Below are 16,863 nucleotides of genomic sequence, written 5' to 3'. Positions count from 1 at the left end.
CCCGGACCCGTACGCCCTACATCCCCAGCTCCGCCGTGTGCAGCCGGTCCACCGCCTCCTTGTCGCCCTCCAGATCCACCTTCGCCGCGTTCTGCCGGCCGTACACGAAGAGCAGCAGCTCGTCCGGCTCACCGGTGACCGTCACCACCGGGGTGCCCTTGTGCGCCACCGCCGTCTGGCCGTCCGGGCGGCGCAGCACCAGCCCCACCGGGGACCGGCGGCCCAGCAGCCGGGCCATCCTCTCGGTGCGCGACCACAGCACACCGGCGAAGACCGGGTCCAGCTCGCGCCGCGACCAGTCCGGCTGGGCCCGGCGCACGTCCTCCGTATGGATGTAGAACTCGACGGTGTTGGCGGCCTCGTCGACCTGTTTCAGGCCGAACGGGGACATCCGCGGCGGCCCCGTACGGATCAGCTGGATCAGCTCCTCGTACGGTTTGGCGGCGTACTCCGCCTGCACCCGTTCGAGGCGGTTCTTCAGGACACCCAGCAGCACACCGCCCGCCGCGTCGGGACGGCGCTCGCGCACCACCACATGGGCGGCCAGATCCCGGGTCGTCCAGCCGTGGCACAAGGTCGGGGCCTCCGGTCCCACCGCCTCCAACAGGTCGGCGAGCAGAAGGCGTTCACGCTTCGCATGGGTCGACATGCTCGCCAGCGTACGACCGCCTCGCGCGGTCCGCCCAGTGGACGCCGAACGAAGCCGCCCCGAAGGCCACGGCACAATGGGCGCATGACCAGCACGCCCACCACCCCGCCGCCGTCCGGGAACCTCGACCCGGCCATCGCCGCCCGTCTCAAGCGCGGCGCCGACGGGCTCGTCCCGGCCATCGCCCAGCAGTACGACACCGGTGAGGTGCTGATGCTCGGCTGGATGGACGACGAGGCCCTGCACCGCACCCTCACCACCGGCCGCTGCACCTACTGGTCCCGCAGCCGCCAGGAGTACTGGGTCAAGGGCGACACCTCGGGCCACATCCAGCAGGTCAAGTCCGTCGCCCTCGACTGCGACGCCGACACCGTCCTCGTCAAGGTCGACCAGACGGGTGCCGCCTGCCACACCGGCGACCGCACCTGCTTCGACGCCGACGTCCTCCCCCTCACCCAGTAGGGTCAGCCGCCATGGATCTCGATACCTTCCGCAAGCTGGCCGTCGACCGGCGTGTCATCCCCGTCAGCCGTCGGCTCCTCGCGGACGGCGACACCCCGGTCGGCCTCTACCGCAAGCTCGCGGGCGAGCGCTCCGGCACCTTCCTCCTCGAATCCGCGGAGAACGGGCGCACCTGGTCGCGCTACTCCTTCATCGGGGTGCGCAGCGCGGCCACTCTCACCGCCCGCGACGGACAGGCCCACTGGCTGGGCACCCCGCCCGTCGGCGTCCCCGTCGACGGCGACCCGCTCCAGGCCCTGCGCGCCACCATCGAGACCCTGCACACCCCCCACGACCTGGTCGCCGACGACGGGCTGCCGCCCTTCACCGGCGGCATGGTCGGCTATCTGGGCTACGACATCGTCCGTCGCCTGGAGAAGATCGGCGACAGCGTCGAGGACGACCTCCACCTCCCCGAGCTCACGATGCTGCTCACCTCGGACCTGGCCGTACTCGACCACTGGGACGGCAGCGTCCTGCTCATCGCCAACGCGATCAACCACAACGACCTCGCGACCGGCGTCGACGAGGCGTACGCGGACGCCGTCGCCCGTCTCGACGCCATGGAGCGGGACCTGTCGCGCCCGGTCGAGAACGCCCCCGCCACCCTCCCGCCGTCCGAGCTCCCCCCGTACACCGCGCTGTGGGGCGGCACGGCGTACCAGGACGCCGTCGAGGACGTGAAGGAACGCATCAGGGCCGGCGAGGCCTTCCAGGTCGTCCCCTCCCAGCGCTTCGAGACCCCGTGCACGGCAAGCGCCCTGGACGTCTACCGGGTGCTGCGCGCCACCAACCCGTCGCCGTACATGTACCTCTTCCGCTTCGACGGCTTCGACGTCGCGGGCTCCAGCCCGGAAGCCCTCGTCAAGGTCGAAGGCGGACGCGCCATGGTCCACCCGATCGCCGGGACCAGGCACCGCGGCGCCACCCCGCAGGAGGACCAGGCCCTCGCCGACGAACTCCTCGCCGACCCGAAGGAACGCGCCGAGCACCTGATGCTCGTCGACCTCGGCCGCAACGACCTGGGGCGGGTCTGCGAGCCCGGCAGCGTCGAGGTCGTCGACTTCATGTCGATCGAGCGGTACTCGCACGTGATGCACATCGTCTCCACCGTCACCGGCCGCGTCGCCGAGGGCCGCACCGCCTTCGACGTCCTCACCGCGTGCTTCCCCGCGGGCACCCTCTCCGGCGCCCCCAAGCCCCGGGCGATGCAGATCATCGAGGAGCTCGAACCGACCCGCCGCGGACTGTACGGAGGCTGCGTCGGCTACCTCGACTTCGCCGGGGACTCCGACACGGCCATCGCGATCCGTACCGCCCTGCTCCGCGACGGCACGGCGTACGTCCAGGCCGGGGCGGGCGTCGTCGCCGATTCCGATCCCGTCGCCGAGGACACCGAGTGCCGCAACAAGGCCGCGGCGGTGCTCCGCGCGGTGCATACGGCCAACCGGCTCCGCGAAGCATGAGGCGGTAGGGGATAGTGGAGTACGTGAGTGCTGTCCCCGTACCCCAGCCCCGTACCCGAGCCGCCACCGCGTCCGACCCCGCGGGGAGCCGCCGTGTCCTGGCCGCCGGCCTGCTCCTCGGAGCAGCGGGCGCCACCGTCGTCCTGCTCGCCTCCGGCCAGACCTGGGCCGAGGGCCGGGCGGCCGTCGGCGGCGGCTCGCTGCCCCTGACCGCCGACGGCCAGGACGTCACCGGCCTCCCGGCGGCCCTCGCCATCGTCGGCCTGGCCGCCCTCGTCGCCGTCTTCGCCGTCCGCGGCGGCGGACGGCTCGTCGTCGCCGGACTCCTCGCCCTCAGCGGCCTCGGCGCCGGACTGAGCGCCTACCTCGGCGCCTCCGACAGCGGAGCGCTCGACGAGAAGGCCGCCCAGACCACCGGCGACGCCTCGGCGACCATCAACGCCCTCAGCCACACCGCATGGCCCTACGTCACCGCGGCAGGCGGCCTGCTGATCCTCCTCGCCGGGCTGCTCGCCCTGCGGTACGGAAAGCTCTGGCCCACCATGTCGGGACGGTACGAACGGGACGGCACCCCCCGCCCCCGCAAAGCCGCCCGCACCGCCCCGGACCCGGATCGGCCCGAGGACCTGTGGAAGGCCCTGGACCGCGGCGAGGACCCGACGCGCGAGGCGTGACCCCCCAGCTCACGCCCTACCCGCACGTACGGGACAATGGAGCCGAGCTTTCAGCACAGCGGCACCAACAGCGGCACCAGCTTTGCGTACAGCGATACCAACAGCGCATCACCAACAAGGAGCAACTCATGGCGGGCAGCAGCCACGGACACACCCCGGCCGCCTGGACCGGTGTCATCATCTCCTTCATCGGCTTCTGCGTCGCAGGCGTCTTCATGGTCGCGGCCAACCCGATCGGCTTCTGGGGCGGTATCGCCGTCATCTTCATCGGCGGGATCGTCGGCCTCGCGATGAAGGCCGCCGGCCTCGGCATGCCAAAGGAGTCGGAGGAGATGGCCCGCGCCAGGGCCCGTGCCGCGCAGGCCCAGATCTCCTGACGCACGCACCGCACGCACGCACACGAGGCGCAGCCCGGCCCGGGCTGCGCCTTTCCGCGTCAGCGGGGACAATCACCGCGTGGACGCATCGCCTACTCCAGCCGCCGCACCGTCGGCGCCGGGCTCCCCGCCCGCCCCCGGTCACCCGCCGATGCCCGGCCGGCAGCCGCTCCCGCCGGTCTTTCCCCCGGCACCCGTTCCCGTCTCGCGCGTCCGGCGGCTCGCCACCCCGGTGGGCGTGATGGCCGCCGTCGTCGGGGCGTTCGGCTACGTCGGCGCCGTCGATCCCAACCAGCCCGGCCACTACCCGGTCTGCCCGCTGCTCCGGTTCGCCGGGCTGTACTGCCCGGGCTGCGGCGGACTGCGCAGCGCGCACGCCGTCGCGCACGGCGACCTCGCCACCGCCCTCGGCTCCAACGCGCTCGCCGTCGCCGGTTACGGCGTCTTCGCCGTTCTCTGGGTGCTCTGGGTGTCCCGCGCCGCCCGGGGACGGCCCATGAGCATCGCCGCGAAGCCCGTCGTCTGGTGGGGGATCGGGGCTGTGCTGCTGATCTTCTCGATCGTCCGGAATCTTGCGTTCGGATCGGCCCTCGCGCCTTGAACGCCCAGGTAGTGGGACGTTCGCCGGCCGGATTCGGGCACTCGGCCCTCCTGCGGATAGCATGGAGATGGCTGAACCTGTTCCCTCATCACCGTCCCGGAAGGGGGCCGCTCGCGTGAGTGTGCTCGACGAGATCATCGATGGCGTACGCGCCGACCTCGCAGAGCGGCAGGCGCGTGTCAGCCTCGACGAGCTGAAGGAACGCGCGGCGCGCGCTCCGGCGGCCAAGGACGGAGCCGCCGCCCTGCGCAGCGAGGGTGTGACCGTCATCTGCGAGGTCAAGCGCTCAAGCCCCTCCAAGGGGGCCCTCGCCGCGATCGCCGACCCGGCAGCCCTCGCCGCGGACTACGAGGCCGGTGGCGCGTCCGTCATCTCGGTCCTCACCGAGGAGCGCCGCTTCGGCGGTTCCCTCGCCGACCTGGAGGCCGTCCGCGCCAAGGTCGACATCCCGGTCCTGCGCAAGGACTTCATCGTCACCTCGTACCAGCTCTGGGAGGCCCGCGCCTACGGCGCCGACCTCGCCCTGCTGATCGTCGCCGCCCTCGACCAGGAGGCCCTGGTCTCCCTCATCGAGCGCGCCGAGTCCATCGGCCTGACGCCGCTGGTCGAGGCACACGACGAGGAGGAGGCGGAACGCGCGGTGGACGCCGGGGCCAAGGTCATCGGTGTCAACGCGCGCAACCTGAAGGACCTCAAGGTCGACCGCTCCACCTTCGAGCGCGTCGCCCCCGAGATCCCGGACCACATCGTCAAGGTGGCCGAGTCCGGCGTCCGCGGTCCGCACGACCTGATCGCGTACGCCAACGCGGGTGCCGACGCGGTACTCGTGGGCGAATCCCTGGTCACCGGCCGTGACCCGCGGGCCGCCGTCGCCGACCTGGTCGCCGCCGGCGCCCACCCGGCGCTCCGGCACGGACGGAGCTGACCGCAGCCATGTCCGCCGACCGTCCCGCGTCCCGTCACCGGCCGGGCCCGCGCCCAGCCGGCGTGACGGCCGCCCGGGACGGGTACGCGCCGCCCGCACGCTGCTGCCTCCCGGGCGCCTCGTGCCACCACCCGCAGCCCAGGCGCTGCGCGCCGCCCTTCTGGCACCGCGGCTGCCGCGCCCCCGCGCGCCGTGTGCACGGCCGACGGGTGCGGTACGTGATCGGTGACGAACCCGGCCAGGTCAACGGCATGCGATGGCGCACGGGGCCCGCGCTGTAGCGAGCCCCGGCCGGCGTACCCGCACCACACATGCCGTACGTACGACCGCACCGCCCGACCGCCCGCCGGTCGAGGTGGCGCTCCGCTCACGGCGCATACGGTGAACCCACCCATTGCAATGTCGAGGAGCACGTCGGATGTCATCTGACTTCTTCATCCCGGACCCGGAGGGTCTGATCCCCAGCGCCGAGGGGTACTTCGGTGCGTTCGGCGGCAAGTTCATCCCGGAGGCGCTCGTCGCCGCCGTGGACGAGGTCGCCGTCGAGTACGAAAAGGCGAAGGCCGACCCGGCCTTCGCAGCCGAGCTCAACGAGCTCATGGTCAACTACACCGGCCGTCCCAGCGCCCTGACCGAGGTCCCGCGCTTCGCCGAGCACGCGGGCGGAGCCCGGATCTTCCTCAAGCGCGAGGACCTGAACCACACCGGCTCGCACAAGATCAACAACGTGCTGGGCCAGGCGCTGCTCACCCGGCGCATGGGCAAGACCCGGGTCATCGCCGAGACCGGCGCCGGCCAGCACGGCGTCGCCACCGCGACCGCCTGTGCGCTCTTCGGCCTCGACTGCACCATCTACATGGGGGAGATCGACACCGAGCGGCAGGCGCTGAACGTGGCGCGGATGCGGATGCTCGGCGCCGAGGTCATCGCCGTGAAGTCCGGCTCCAGGACCCTGAAGGACGCCATCAACGAGGCGTTCCGCGACTGGGTCGCCAACGTGGACCGCACGCACTACCTCTTCGGCACCGTCGCGGGACCGCACCCCTTCCCCGCCATGGTCCGCGACTTCCACCGCGTCATCGGTGTCGAGGCCCGCCGCCAGATCCTGGAGCGGACCGGCCGGCTGCCGGACGCCGCCATCGCCTGTGTCGGCGGCGGATCCAACGCCATCGGACTCTTCCACGCCTTCATCCCGGACGCCCACGTCCGGCTGATCGGCTGCGAGCCCGCCGGACACGGTGTGGAGACCGGCGAGCACGCGGCGACCCTGACCGCGGGCGAGCCCGGAATCCTGCACGGTTCGCGCAGCTACGTCCTCCAGGACGACGAGGGCCAGATCACCGAGCCGTACTCCATCTCGGCCGGTCTCGACTACCCGGGCATCGGACCGGAGCACGCGTACCTCAAGGACATCGGCCGCGGCGAGTACCGCGCGGTCACCGACGCCGCCGCCATGGAGTCGCTGCGTCTGCTCTCCCGCACCGAAGGGATCATCCCGGCCATCGAGAGCGCCCACGCGCTGGCCGGAGCCCTGGAGGTCGGCAAGGAGCTCGGCAAGGACGGACTGCTCGTGGTCAATCTGTCCGGCCGGGGCGACAAGGACATGGACACCGCGGCCCGCTACTTCGGGCTCTACGACGAGGCCGACGGGGTCGTCGAGGCCGATGTGGCCGACGAGGAAGAGGAGGTCACCAAGTGAGCGGCAATGTGGAGCTGTTGAGTTCCTCCCTCGCGCGGGCGAAGGCGGAGAACAGGGCCGCGCTCATCGCGTACCTCCCGGCCGGCTTCCCGACCGTCGACGGCGCGATCGCCGCCGTGAAGGCGGTCGTGGCGGGCGGTGCGGACGTTGTCGAGGTGGGGTTGCCGCACAGCGACCCGGTGCTCGACGGCCCGGTCATCCAGACCGCCGACGACATCGCCCTGCGCGGCGGCGTGAAGATCGCCGACGTGATGCGCACGGTCCGCGAGGCGTACGAGGCGACCGGTGTCCCGATCCTCGTCATGACGTACTGGAACCCGATCGACCGGTACGGCGTCGAGCGCTTCACGGCCGAGCTCGCCGAGGCGGGCGGCGCCGGGTGCATCCTGCCCGACCTGCCGGTCCAGGAGTCCGAACTGTGGCGCGAGCACGCCGACAAGCACGGTCTCGCGACCGTCTTCGTCGTCGCGCCGAGCAGCAAGGACGAGCGGCTCTCCACCATCACCGCGGCCGGCTCCGGCTTCGTCTACGCGGCCTCGCTGATGGGTGTCACCGGCACCCGCGAGTCCGTGGGCGAGCAGGCCCAGGACCTGGTCGCGCGCACCCGGGCCACCACGTCCCTCCCCGTCTGCGTCGGCCTCGGCGTCTCCAACGCCCGGCAGGCCGCCGAGGTCGCGGGTTTCGCCGACGGGGTGATCGTCGGCTCCGCCTTCGTCAAGAGCATCCTCGACGCTCCCGACGAGGAGGCCGGCCTGGCCGCGGTCCGCTCCCTGGCGGGTGAACTCGCCGAAGGCGTTCGAAAGCGCTGAATCGGGCGTCATCCGAACGGGTGGACCTGGACCCGGGGAGGCACGCACGTGCCTCCCCGGGTCGTTGCTGCGGGTGTGAGCGAGAAGAACGAACAGGGAAAAAGGGCCGCGCGAGACCGGCTCGTCCAGCAGCGGGAGCGCCAGAAGGCGCGCGAGCGCCGCAGGCGCACGCTGATCGTCAGCAGCGGCCTGGTGGGTGTGCTGGCGCTGGCCGCCGTCGTCGGCCTGATCGCGGCGAACGCGGGCGGCGACGGCGGCAAGAGCAAGGCGGCAGGCCCCGTCGTCGCGCCGTCCGGTGCGACGGGCAAGGACAGCCTGGCCATCCAGGTCGGCAAGGACGGCGCCCCGTCCACGCTCACCATCTGGGAGGACTTCCGCTGCCCGGTCTGCGCCCAGTTCGAGAACGCGTTCCGGGACACCATCCACCAGCTGGAGAGCTCCGGACAGGTCAAGGTCGAGTACCACCTCGCCACGATCATCGACGGCAATATGGGCGGCAGCGGCTCGCTGCGGGCGGCCAACGCCGCCGCCTGCGCGCAGAGCGCCGGCAAGTTCTCCGCGTACCACGACGTCCTCTACCGCAACCAGCCGACGGAGACCGACGACGCCTTCGGTGACAACGACAAGCTGATCAAGCTCTCCGGGAAGGTCACGGGACTCGACACCCCCGCCTTCCGTAGCTGTGTGGAGGACGGCAAGCATGACAGCTGGGTCCGGAAATCCAACACGGCCTTCGGCAAGAGCGGATTCCAGGGCACGCCGACCGCGCTGCTCAACGGAGAGTCGATCTTCCCGAAGAAGGGGAACGAGCCGATCACCGCGGCGAATCTGAAGAAGTGGGTCGCCGAGGCGGACAAGGGCAGGACACCGGGCGCGGCGACCCCGTCGCCGTCGGGCTCCTGACCGGCCTCCGGCAGGGAAAGAGATGACCCGCCCGTTACCCAGACGTTGTCGGGTGGGTTGCCGTATGCCCCACCTGGCAGGGTAGCGTCGACCCTGCCATGGACCTTGCCTACATTCCCAGCCCGTCGACCGGCGTGATCGATCTCGGCCCGATCCCGCTCCGCGGCTACGCGTTCTGCATCATCATCGGTGTCTTCGTCGCCGTCTGGTTCGGCAACAAGCGCTGGATCGCCCGGGGCGGCAGAGCCGGCACGGTCGCCGACATCGCCGTCTGGGCCGTGCCCTTCGGCCTGGTCGGCGGTCGGCTCTACCACGTCATCACCGATTACCAGCTGTACTTCAGCGACGGTGAGGACTGGGTCGACGCCTTCAAGATCTGGCAGGGCGGCCTCGGTATCTGGGGTGCGATCGCGCTCGGTGCCGTCGGCGCCTGGATCGGCTGCCGCCGCCGCGGGATCCCGCTGCCCGCCTGGGCCGACGCGCTCGCCCCCGGCATCGCCTTCGCCCAGGCGATCGGCCGCTGGGGCAACTGGTTCAACCAGGAGCTGTACGGCAAGCCGACCGACGTGCCGTGGGCCCTGAAGATCAGCGAGGGCCCCAACCGGGTCGCCGGTACGTACCACCCGACGTTCCTGTACGAGTCGCTGTGGTGCATCGGTGTCGCCCTTCTGGTGATCTGGGCGGACCGCCGCTTCAAGCTGGGGCACGGACGGTCGTTCGCGCTGTACGTCGCCGCGTACTGCACGGGCCGGGCGTGGATCGAGTACATGCGGGTCGACGAGGCCCACCACATCCTTGGCCTGCGCCTGAACGTGTGGACCGCGCTGGTCGTGTTCCTGCTGGCGGTGACGTACATCGTGATCTCGGCGAGGGTGCGGCCGGGGCGCGAGGAGATCGTGGAACCGGGCGCGGTGGACGCGGCCGAAGGCGTCGAGGGCGAGACCGCCGAGACCGCCGAGAAGGCTGAGACCGCCGAGAAGGCTGAGACCGCCGAGAAGGCTGAAGACACCGAGCGCGGTAAGACCGGGGACGGCGGTGACGCCGCGCCCGACACGGAGGCGGCCGACGACGCCGGGCGGGACGCCGACGGTGATGCCGCGCCCGACACGGACGCGGGCAGTGACGCCGGTCGTGCCGAGGACAGCGCCGAGACCGGGGCGCCGGAGAAGAACGCCACCGCGGAGGCGGCGCAGAACGTGACCGCGAACGTGACCGCGGAGGCCGCGAAGAACGCCTGAGCCGGATGTGCTCCGTGCTTGTGCGGGGGAGCCCCGAACCGAACGGTTCGGGGCTCCCCCGTTCGACGTCGGCCTGCGGACGTGCGCGTCCCTCCGCGGCGGACGGGCTCGGCCCGGGCCCGGTGAACCGCACCCGGCCCGGCCGGTCCCTCACCGTCACCCCGCCTTCCGTGCCAGTGCCAGCGTGCGGCGAGCCGATGCCACGACCGCCGCGTCGACGAACCGGCCGTCGGGGAGGGCCAGCGCACCGTCGTCCGAGGCGGCGGCCTCCACGATCTGCTGTGCCGCCTCGACCTCCCGCGCCGTCGGGGTGAACGCCCGCTCGATGACAGGGAGCTGGCGGGGATGGATCGCCGCCCGGCCCAGGAAGCCCAGCGCCCGGCCATGGGCACAGGACGCCCGTAGGCCGTCCAGGTCCCGTACGTCCGGGAACACCGACTGGGTGGGGGGCGCGAGCCCGGCCGCGCGCGCGGCGACCACGACCCGGCTGCGCGACCAGTCGAGGCCGGCGTCCTCCCGTACCCCCAGGTCGGCCCGGAGGTCCGCCTCGCCCAGGGCGATGGAGCGGACCTGCGGATGGGAGGCGGCGACCGTGTACGCGTGTTCGATGCCGAAGGCCGACTCCAGCAGCGGGCAGAGCGCGACCCCCGGTGCCACCGCCGCGATGTGATGGACGGACGCGGCGTGCGTGATCTTCGGCAGCCGGAGTTCGGCGAGACCCGGCAGCCCGGCCAGGGCGAGGACGTCCGCCTCGGTGTGGACCCGGACATGGATCGGCACACCCGCCCCGCCGGCCGGCTCGGACAGGAGCTCGGCGGTGGCGGACCGCGCGTACTCCTTGCGGTCCGGCGCGACCGCGTCCTCCAGATCGACGATCACCGCATCCGCCCCGGAGTCGCGCGCCTTGCGCACCACCTCGGGCCGGTCTCCGGGCACGTACAGCAGGGTGAGGGGAACCCGGGCCGTCACAGGACGCGCTCCGCCCGGAGCGCGGTGATCTCCGGGCCCGACAGACCGATCCCGGCGAGGATCTCGTCGGTGTCCGCACCGTGCGGACGGCCCGCCCAGCGGATCGCGCCGGGTGTCCCGGAGAGCCGGAACAGGACGTTCTGCATCCGCAGAGGTCCCAGCTCCGGGTCGTCGATCTCGATGATGGAGCCCAGGGCCCGGTACTGCGGGTCCTCCATCACGTCCCGGATGTCGTGGATGGGCGCGATCGCCGCCTCCGCCTTCTCGAACGCGCGGAGCGATTCCTCCCGGGTGTGCCGGGCGACCCAGTTGCCGACCGCCTCGTCGAGCTCGTCGGAGTGATCGGCGCGGGTGGTGCCGGAGCCGAACCAGGGCTCGTCGATCAGCTCGGACCGGCCGACCAGACGCATGACCCGCTCGGCGATCGACTGCGCGGAGGTGGAGACGGCCACCCAGTGCCCGTCCGATGTGCGGTACGTGTTGCGCGGGGCGTTGTTCCGGGAGCGGTTGCCGGTACGCGGTTGTACGTAGCCGAGCTGGTCGTACCAGACCGGCTGCGGGCCGAGCACGGTCAGGATCGGCTCGATGATGGCCATGTCGACGATCTGCCCCTCCCCGGTGCGGTCGCGTCCGGCCAGTGCGGCCATCACGGCGTACGCGGTGGCCAGCGCCGCGATCGAGTCGGCGAGCCCGAACGGGGGCAGGGTGGGCGGTCCGTCCGGCTCCCCGGTGATCGCGGCGAATCCGCTCATCGCCTCGGCCAGGGTGCCGAAGCCGGGACGGTGCGCGTACGGGCCCAGCTGACCGAAGCCGGTGACCCTGGCCAGCACCAGCCGCGGATTGACGGCGTGCAGTTCCGCCCAGCCCAGGCCCCAGCGCTCCAGGGTTCCCGGCCGGAAGTTCTCGATGATCACATCGGTGTCGGCGGCCAGCCGGAGCAGGATGTCCCGCCCGCCGGGGGCGGACAGATCGAGGGTGAGATTGCGCTTGTTGCGGCCGAGCAGTTTCCACCACAGGCCGACGCCGTCCTTCGTGGGGCCGTGCCCGCGCGACGGATCGGGGCGGCGGGGATGCTCGACCTTGATGACCTCGGCGCCGAAGTCGCCGAGCAGGGTGGCGGAGAGGGGACCGGCGAAGAGCGTGGCGAGGTCGATGACCCGCAGTCCGGTCAGCGGTGCCTGCGTGGTCGTGTTCATGCGGCGTCGATCTCGTTGCGGTACGGCATGGAGGTCGAGGCGCCCGGCCTCTGCACGCAGAGCGCGGCGGCGGACGACGCCCAGGCCAGGGACTCCGGCACGGACCGGCGCTCACCGAGGGCCACGGCGAGCGTCCCGACGAAGGTGTCCCCGGCCCCGGTGGTGTCCACGGCGGTGACCTCGGGGGCGGGGAAGAGGACGGGCTCGCCGCCCCGGGCCGCGTACAGGCAGCCCCTGGAGCCGAGTGTGACGACGACCGCCGGGACCTGGCTGAGCAGGATCTGCGCCGCCGCGTGGGGATCAGGGGAGCCGGTGAGTGCGGCGGCCTCGTACTCGTTGGGGATCAACAGGTCGACGCAGTCGAGGAGTTCACCCGGCAGGTGTTGTACGGGGGACGGGGTGAGGATGGTCCGTACGCCCTGGGCGTGGGCCACCCGCGCGCCCTCCGCCACGGCGGACAGCGGCAGTTCCAGCTGCAGGAGCAGCAGATCGGCGCCGGCGATGGCGGCCATCTCCCCGGGGCCGAGCGAGGTGACGGTTCCGTTGGCGCCGGGCACCACCACGATGGAGTTGGAGCCTTCGTCGTCGACCACGATGTGCGCGGTGCCGCTCGGGCCTTCCGCGGTGTGCAGCAGATCGGTGTCGACGCCGGAGTGCTCCAGGCCGGCCCGCAGCAGGGTGCCGTACTCGTCGTCGCCGACCGCGCCGATCATCAGGACGTTGCCGCCCGCGCGGGCGGCGGCGACGGCCTGGTTGGCGCCCTTGCCGCCGGGGACGGTGCGGAACTCCCGTCCGGTGACGGTCTCTCCGCGCCCCGGAGCCCGTGCGGCGTATGCGACAAGGTCCATATTGGTGCTGCCGAGCACCGCGATGCCGGTCATGGGCGGAGTGCCTCCTTGTGGGTGAGCCGGTGGGTCTGTTCGGCGAGTGCGTCGAAGCCGATGGAGTCGAAACCGGGGACGGACGTGGCGAGGCGGTTCTTCAGCGGTGCGGTCCAGCGGTCGGGCAGCCGCTCCGGGGCCCCGGCCAGCAGACCGGCGAGCGAACCGGCGGTCGCGCCGTTCGAGTCGGTGTCCAGGCCACCGGAGACCGCACGGCAGATGGAGGCGGAGAAGTCACCGTCCGCGTGTGTGAGGGCCGCCGCCAGCAGCGCGGCGTTGGGCAGCACATGGACCCAGTGGTACGAGCCGTACTCGGCGTGCAGCCGGTCGACCACCGTGTCGAAGCCACCCCCGCCGCGGGCCGCCCCGATGCCGAGGCGGACCGCGTGCGCGAACCGTGAACGCGGCGGGACGACCCGCAGCCCGGCAGCCAGGCACCCGTGCACGTCGCTCTCGCCGCCGGCCGCCTCGGCGAGCGCCGCGGCGGTGAACATCGCCCCGTACACCCCGTTGGCGGTATGAGTGAGGACCGCGTCCCGATGCGCCTGCTCCGCCGCGGCCGACGGGTCGCCCGGATGCGTCCAGCCGTGCACATCGGCCCGGATCTGCGCGCCGATCCACTCCCGGAACGGATTGCGGTACCGGGCGGTGTGCGGGGGCTCGATCCCGTCGAGCAGATTGCGGTACGCGACCCGCTCGGCGGTGAACGTCCGGCCCGCCGGGAGTTCGTCGAGCCAGAGCCGGGCGAGATCGCAGGTGGTGAAGGACGTGCCGCGGCGCTGGAGCAACAGCACGGTCAGCAAAGGGTGGTTGAGGTCGTCGTCCTCCGGCATGCCGTCGATGTTCTCGGCCAGGGAGGTGGCTGCGGAGCGACGGTTCCAGGGGTAGGTGGCGGCCAGTTCGGTGGGCACCCCCTTGGCCGTGAACCAGGTGGTCAGCGGCCAGTTGCCGGTGGCGCGGGCCAGTGCGCGGATGCCGGCGAGCGGCAGTTTCTCGACGGGTTTGCCGAGCAGGCAGCCGGCGGCCCGGCCCAGCCAGGCGGCGTGCAGCCGGTCCTGACTCACCGCGGGCGGGTCGGCGCGCGGGACCGGCCAGTGGGGGCAGGCGGCCCGGATCGCGGTCAGCTCCGTCGGCTCGTCGGCCGCCAACGGTGATTCCAGCCGGGCGAGTTCGTCGAGCAGGTGCCCGGCGAGCACGCGCAGCTCGGGTGCCGGGGAAGCCGACGCGCCCGCGCGTTCCGGTGCGGGGGCACCGCCCGCCTCGTACCAGCGGCGTGCGACGGCTCGCGCGTCCCGTCCGTCCTCGGCCGCCTGGCGCAGCTCGTGCCCGACCAGGTCCTCGGGCTGCACCCACGTCACCCGTACGTTCACGGCGAACCCACCAGTGCGGCGAACGCGGACTCGTGCGCGCGGCGTCGGGCCGTGTCGCGTGCGAACACCTCGCGGGCGACGTCCGACAGGGTCCGCGCGGGGGCGTGCAGATCGAGCCGGCTGGCCTCGGCGACCGTCTTCGCCCAAGGGGCGGGGATGGCCTGTGCGCCGTGGAGCGCGCCCGCGACAGCACCGCTCATCGTGGCGATCGAGTCGCAGTCCCGGCCGTAGTTGACCGACCCGAGGACCGCGTGCCGGAAGTCGCCGTCCGCGACGATCAGCATGCCGAGCGCGATCGGGAGCTCCTCGATGGAGTGCAGTCGTGACGGCCGACGGGCGCCGAGGGAGGGCGCGCGGTAGTCGGGGCCGACGGTGTCGAAGGGAGCGACGGCGGCCCGCAGCGGGGCCAGCGCGGACTCGAAGTCGCTGTACCGGACGGCCACGTCGCAGACCGCCTCGATGGCGGACCGGGTGCCGTCCTTGGCGAGCGACAGACAGGTGTCGACGACGGAGGCGGGCGTCGCGTCCGGGGCGCAGGCGGCGGCGACGGCCGCCGCGAGGACTCCGGCCGCCTCCCGGCCGTAGGAGGACTGATGGGCGCCGGCGACATCCAGCGCCTCGGCGTACGCGGCCTGCGGGTGGGCGGCGTTGACCAGGCCGACCGGCGCCATGTACATGGCCGCACCGCAGTTGACGATGTTTCCGGAGCCCGCCTCGCGCGGATCGACGTGGCCGTAGTGCAGCCGGGCGACGATCCACTTCTCGGCGAGGAAGATCCGCTGGAGCGGCAGTGCGTCGGCCTCCAGTTCCGGGATCCAGCGAGGGGCGGAGATCAGCTCGGGCACGAGATGGTCGGCGACCGCGTACGCGTCGAGATGGTCGCGCACGGTGTCGTACACCCGTACCAGCGCATGGGTCATCAAGGTGTCGTCGGTGACGTGTCCGTCGCCCTTGTGGTACGGGGCGATGGGGCGGGCCGTACGCCAGTCGTCGCCGTCCCACGGGCCGACGATGCCGCTGATCCGCCCGTCGTGGCGGGCCGCGATCTGTTCGGGGGACCGGCCCTCGACCGGACCGCCGAGCGCGTCGCCGACCGCGGCGCCGACGAGCGCTCCGGTGATCCGTTCATCGAGTGTGAGTGTCGTGGTCCTCGCCTCGGACCGCAGGGGAGTCGTGGATGTCATGCCCGAATTGTCTACCCGTGGGCTTCTGTTCCGTGTCTGCCAGCAGCCCGGCGAGTTCGATGAGATCGGTCCCCGCGAGACGGGGCAGCGCACATCCTGCCAGGGTGCGGCAGGCCTCGCGCCAGCTGTCGGGGACGGCGCCGATCCCGCCGAGCGCGCCGGTCAGCGCGCCGGCCAGGGCGGGTGCCGAGTCGGCCACCCGCGACAGGCACGCCGCCGCGGGAACGGTCTGGGCGATCCGGCCGCGGGCCGCGGTGGCCAGGGCGAGGGCGACCGGGACGGTCTCGGCTGCGGCGATTCCGTAGCTGTAGACGTGGTCGACGATCTGATGCTCCAGCACCGGGACGACGGCGAACGCGCCCGCCGCCTCGCCGACGAAGGCGCGGGCGATCCGGACGGCGTGGTGGGCGTTGCGGGCGATCTCCGTGCCGTCGGGGAGCTGGGCGAGCGCGGCGTCCACCGCGGTGTCCACGTCGGCACCGCCCAGTGCCTCGGCGATCGCGGCCGCCATCGCGCGGGCTCCGTGCACACCGTCGCCGTCCTGGGTGTAGCGGGCGTCGAACTCGGCGAGGTCTGCGGCGGCGGCGGGGTCCGCCGGGTGGACCACCGCGAGCACGGCGGCCCGTACGCAGGCCGCGTCGTCGAAGTAGTGCGGGTTGTCGTGGCCGGTGGCGGGCGGGCACAACCCGGCGGCGAGATTGCCGAGCCCGGCCCGCACGGAGATCCGGGCACGCAGGGGCAGCACCGCGGACTCGACCTCGGGGGCGCGGGCGGCAGCCGCGGCGACCTCGGCGGCCAGCGCGTTCCAGGCGACGTCGACGGCGGCGCGCATCCGTCGTTCGCGGGACAGCCCGTGCAGCGGACCGGCCGCCGAGGTGAGCACGGTTCCGGCAGCGAACGCCGCCCATTCGGCGTCGTCGGACGGCCCGAGCCGCAGGGGTTCGGGCGGCTGGTTGAGCGCGATGGGGACGGGCAGCGTGGTCGTGGCGTTCTGCTCCGCGAAGGTGTCGAGTTCCCGGGTGAGGCGCCGGGTCCACTCGGGCATCCGGGCGGCCCTGTGCCGCGCCGCCGGCCACCCGGCGGCGTCCCCGGCGGCCAGCCCGATCAGCAGCCCCTCGATCCGGGCCCGATGCCCCGGGGCGGGACGGGCACGGAGCCGAACGGCGGGAGAGGCAGGGGAGGCGGGGGAGGCAGCGGAGGTGGGAGAGGCGAAAGAGGCAGGAGAGGCAGAGGAGGCGGGAGAGGCAGAGGAGGCAGAGGAGGCAGAGGAGGCGGGGGAGGCGGGGGAGGCGGGGGAGGTGGGAGAGGCGGGGGAGACGGGGAAGGCGGGGGGCGCAGGAGAGGAAGAGGAGGCAGGAGACGTGGGGGCGTCGAGGGGGTCCTCCGAGGTGCTCTCCCGCGTACCGGCGTCGTCCCGTGCG

General features: G+C 72.7%; 18 protein-coding genes. 11 read left to right on the top strand and 7 right to left on the bottom strand.

The genetic code is table 11. The annotated features are described in order from the left end of the window. Window positions 1–16 precede the first annotated feature (16 nt). A complete protein-coding gene (locus ACFVUT_RS09310) occupies window positions 17–649 on the bottom strand; it encodes a TIGR03085 family metal-binding protein (protein WP_389646123.1) in 633 nt (210 codons plus the stop codon). An 84-nt stretch (window positions 650–733) separates the two neighbouring features. Between ACFVUT_RS09310 and hisI the strand changes: the two genes are divergently transcribed. The 11 genes from hisI to lgt all read left to right on the top strand — a co-directional run bounded on the left by hisI (window position 734) and on the right by lgt (window position 9,842). After that, the gene (hisI, locus tag ACFVUT_RS09305) at window positions 734–1,111 is read left to right on the top strand and encodes a phosphoribosyl-AMP cyclohydrolase (RefSeq protein ID WP_389646124.1); all 378 of its coding nucleotides are present in this window, start codon (window positions 734–736) and stop codon (window positions 1,109–1,111) included. An 11-nt stretch (window positions 1,112–1,122) separates the two neighbouring features. After that, the gene (locus ACFVUT_RS09300) at window positions 1,123–2,616 is read left to right on the top strand and encodes an anthranilate synthase component I (RefSeq protein ID WP_389646126.1); all 1,494 of its coding nucleotides are present in this window, start codon (window positions 1,123–1,125) and stop codon (window positions 2,614–2,616) included. A 14-nt stretch (window positions 2,617–2,630) separates the two neighbouring features. After that, window positions 2,631–3,290, top strand: coding sequence for a TIGR02234 family membrane protein (locus tag ACFVUT_RS09295; protein WP_389646130.1), 660 nt, complete (start codon window positions 2,631–2,633; stop codon window positions 3,288–3,290). A 128-nt stretch (window positions 3,291–3,418) separates the two neighbouring features. After that, on the top strand, window positions 3,419–3,667 hold the full coding sequence (locus ACFVUT_RS09290; RefSeq protein WP_389646133.1) for an HGxxPAAW family protein: 249 nt from the start codon (window positions 3,419–3,421) through the stop codon (window positions 3,665–3,667). 151 nt (window positions 3,668–3,818) lie between these two features. Next, a complete protein-coding gene (locus ACFVUT_RS09285; RefSeq protein ID WP_389646822.1) occupies window positions 3,819–4,268 on the top strand; it encodes a DUF2752 domain-containing protein in 450 nt (149 codons plus the stop codon). 115 nt (window positions 4,269–4,383) lie between these two features. Then, window positions 4,384–5,193 carry an indole-3-glycerol phosphate synthase TrpC gene (gene trpC, locus ACFVUT_RS09280; RefSeq protein ID WP_389646136.1) on the top strand — a complete coding sequence of 270 codons (810 nt, stop codon included), beginning with the start codon at window positions 4,384–4,386 and terminating at the stop codon, window positions 5,191–5,193. 8 nt (window positions 5,194–5,201) lie between these two features. Continuing rightward, window positions 5,202–5,474: a tryptophan biosynthesis modulator TrpM gene (gene trpM / locus ACFVUT_RS09275; RefSeq protein ID WP_389646139.1), complete on the top strand. Its 273-nt coding sequence runs from the start codon at window positions 5,202–5,204 to the stop codon at window positions 5,472–5,474. A gap of 137 nt (window positions 5,475–5,611) precedes the next feature. Continuing rightward, window positions 5,612–6,892 carry a tryptophan synthase subunit beta gene (trpB, locus tag ACFVUT_RS09270; protein ID WP_389646141.1) on the top strand — a complete coding sequence of 427 codons (1,281 nt, stop codon included), beginning with the start codon at window positions 5,612–5,614 and terminating at the stop codon, window positions 6,890–6,892. Then, window positions 6,889–7,701, top strand: coding sequence for a tryptophan synthase subunit alpha (gene trpA / locus ACFVUT_RS09265; protein ID WP_389646144.1), 813 nt, complete (start codon window positions 6,889–6,891; stop codon window positions 7,699–7,701). Before trpB ends, trpA begins: the two co-directional genes overlap by 4 nt. Window positions 7,702–7,776: 75 nt before the next feature. After that, complete coding sequence (locus ACFVUT_RS09260) at window positions 7,777–8,604, top strand: DsbA family protein (RefSeq protein ID WP_389646147.1); 828 nt, start codon at window positions 7,777–7,779, stop codon at window positions 8,602–8,604. A 98-nt stretch (window positions 8,605–8,702) separates the two neighbouring features. After that, on the top strand, window positions 8,703–9,842 hold the full coding sequence (gene lgt, locus ACFVUT_RS09255; RefSeq protein WP_389646149.1) for a prolipoprotein diacylglyceryl transferase: 1,140 nt from the start codon (window positions 8,703–8,705) through the stop codon (window positions 9,840–9,842). 156 nt (window positions 9,843–9,998) lie between these two features. Here the strand turns inward: lgt and ACFVUT_RS09250 are convergent, their stop codons facing one another. Genes ACFVUT_RS09250 through ACFVUT_RS09225 form a run of 6 tightly spaced genes read right to left on the bottom strand, consistent with a single transcriptional unit; the run spans window position 9,999 to window position 16,562 of the window. Further along, window positions 9,999–10,811 carry an HpcH/HpaI aldolase/citrate lyase family protein gene (locus ACFVUT_RS09250; protein WP_389646152.1) on the bottom strand — a complete coding sequence of 271 codons (813 nt, stop codon included), beginning with the start codon at window positions 10,809–10,811 and terminating at the stop codon, window positions 9,999–10,001. Next, on the bottom strand, window positions 10,808–12,007 hold the full coding sequence (locus ACFVUT_RS09245; RefSeq protein WP_389646155.1) for a CaiB/BaiF CoA transferase family protein: 1,200 nt from the start codon (window positions 12,005–12,007) through the stop codon (window positions 10,808–10,810). Before ACFVUT_RS09245 ends, ACFVUT_RS09250 begins: the two co-directional genes overlap by 4 nt. Continuing rightward, window positions 12,004–12,888, bottom strand: coding sequence for a ribokinase (gene rbsK, locus ACFVUT_RS09240; RefSeq protein WP_389646158.1), 885 nt, complete (start codon window positions 12,886–12,888; stop codon window positions 12,004–12,006). The genes ACFVUT_RS09245 and rbsK overlap by 4 nt, the downstream gene beginning before the upstream one ends. Continuing rightward, a complete protein-coding gene (locus ACFVUT_RS09235; RefSeq protein WP_389646161.1) occupies window positions 12,885–14,258 on the bottom strand; it encodes an ADP-ribosylglycohydrolase family protein in 1,374 nt (457 codons plus the stop codon). The genes rbsK and ACFVUT_RS09235 overlap by 4 nt, the downstream gene beginning before the upstream one ends. Further along, window positions 14,255–15,442 carry an ADP-ribosylglycohydrolase family protein gene (locus ACFVUT_RS09230; RefSeq protein WP_389646164.1) on the bottom strand — a complete coding sequence of 396 codons (1,188 nt, stop codon included), beginning with the start codon at window positions 15,440–15,442 and terminating at the stop codon, window positions 14,255–14,257. The genes ACFVUT_RS09235 and ACFVUT_RS09230 overlap by 4 nt, the downstream gene beginning before the upstream one ends. Next, window positions 15,384–16,562, bottom strand: coding sequence for an ADP-ribosylglycohydrolase family protein (locus tag ACFVUT_RS09225; RefSeq protein ID WP_389646825.1), 1,179 nt, complete (start codon window positions 16,560–16,562; stop codon window positions 15,384–15,386). The genes ACFVUT_RS09230 and ACFVUT_RS09225 overlap by 59 nt, the downstream gene beginning before the upstream one ends. Between the last annotated feature and the right edge of the window lie 301 nt (window positions 16,563–16,863).

The sequence above is a fragment of the Streptomyces sp. NPDC058051 genome, assembly GCF_042885475.1.
Classification (GTDB): domain Bacteria; phylum Actinomycetota; class Actinomycetes; order Streptomycetales; family Streptomycetaceae; genus Streptomyces.
This window is presented reverse-complemented; position numbering and strand designations above follow the sequence as displayed.

Coding starts and splice junctions, on each gene's coding strand:
- ACFVUT_RS09285 (WP_389646822.1), top strand. CDS start 3,819: ATGCCCGGCCGGCAGCCGCTCCCGCCGGTCTTTCCCCCGGCACCCGTT.
- rbsK (WP_389646158.1), bottom strand. CDS start 12,888: ATGACCGGCATCGCGGTGCTCGGCAGCACCAATATGGACCTTGTCGCA.
- ACFVUT_RS09290 (WP_389646133.1), top strand. CDS start 3,419: ATGGCGGGCAGCAGCCACGGACACACCCCGGCCGCCTGGACCGGTGTC.
- ACFVUT_RS09310 (WP_389646123.1), bottom strand. CDS start 649: ATGTCGACCCATGCGAAGCGTGAACGCCTTCTGCTCGCCGACCTGTTG.
- hisI (WP_389646124.1), top strand. CDS start 734: ATGACCAGCACGCCCACCACCCCGCCGCCGTCCGGGAACCTCGACCCG.
- lgt (WP_389646149.1), top strand. CDS start 8,703: ATGGACCTTGCCTACATTCCCAGCCCGTCGACCGGCGTGATCGATCTC.
- ACFVUT_RS09300 (WP_389646126.1), top strand. CDS start 1,123: ATGGATCTCGATACCTTCCGCAAGCTGGCCGTCGACCGGCGTGTCATC.
- trpM (WP_389646139.1), top strand. CDS start 5,202: ATGTCCGCCGACCGTCCCGCGTCCCGTCACCGGCCGGGCCCGCGCCCA.
- ACFVUT_RS09245 (WP_389646155.1), bottom strand. CDS start 12,007: ATGAACACGACCACGCAGGCACCGCTGACCGGACTGCGGGTCATCGAC.
- trpB (WP_389646141.1), top strand. CDS start 5,612: ATGTCATCTGACTTCTTCATCCCGGACCCGGAGGGTCTGATCCCCAGC.
- ACFVUT_RS09230 (WP_389646164.1), bottom strand. CDS start 15,442: ATGACATCCACGACTCCCCTGCGGTCCGAGGCGAGGACCACGACACTC.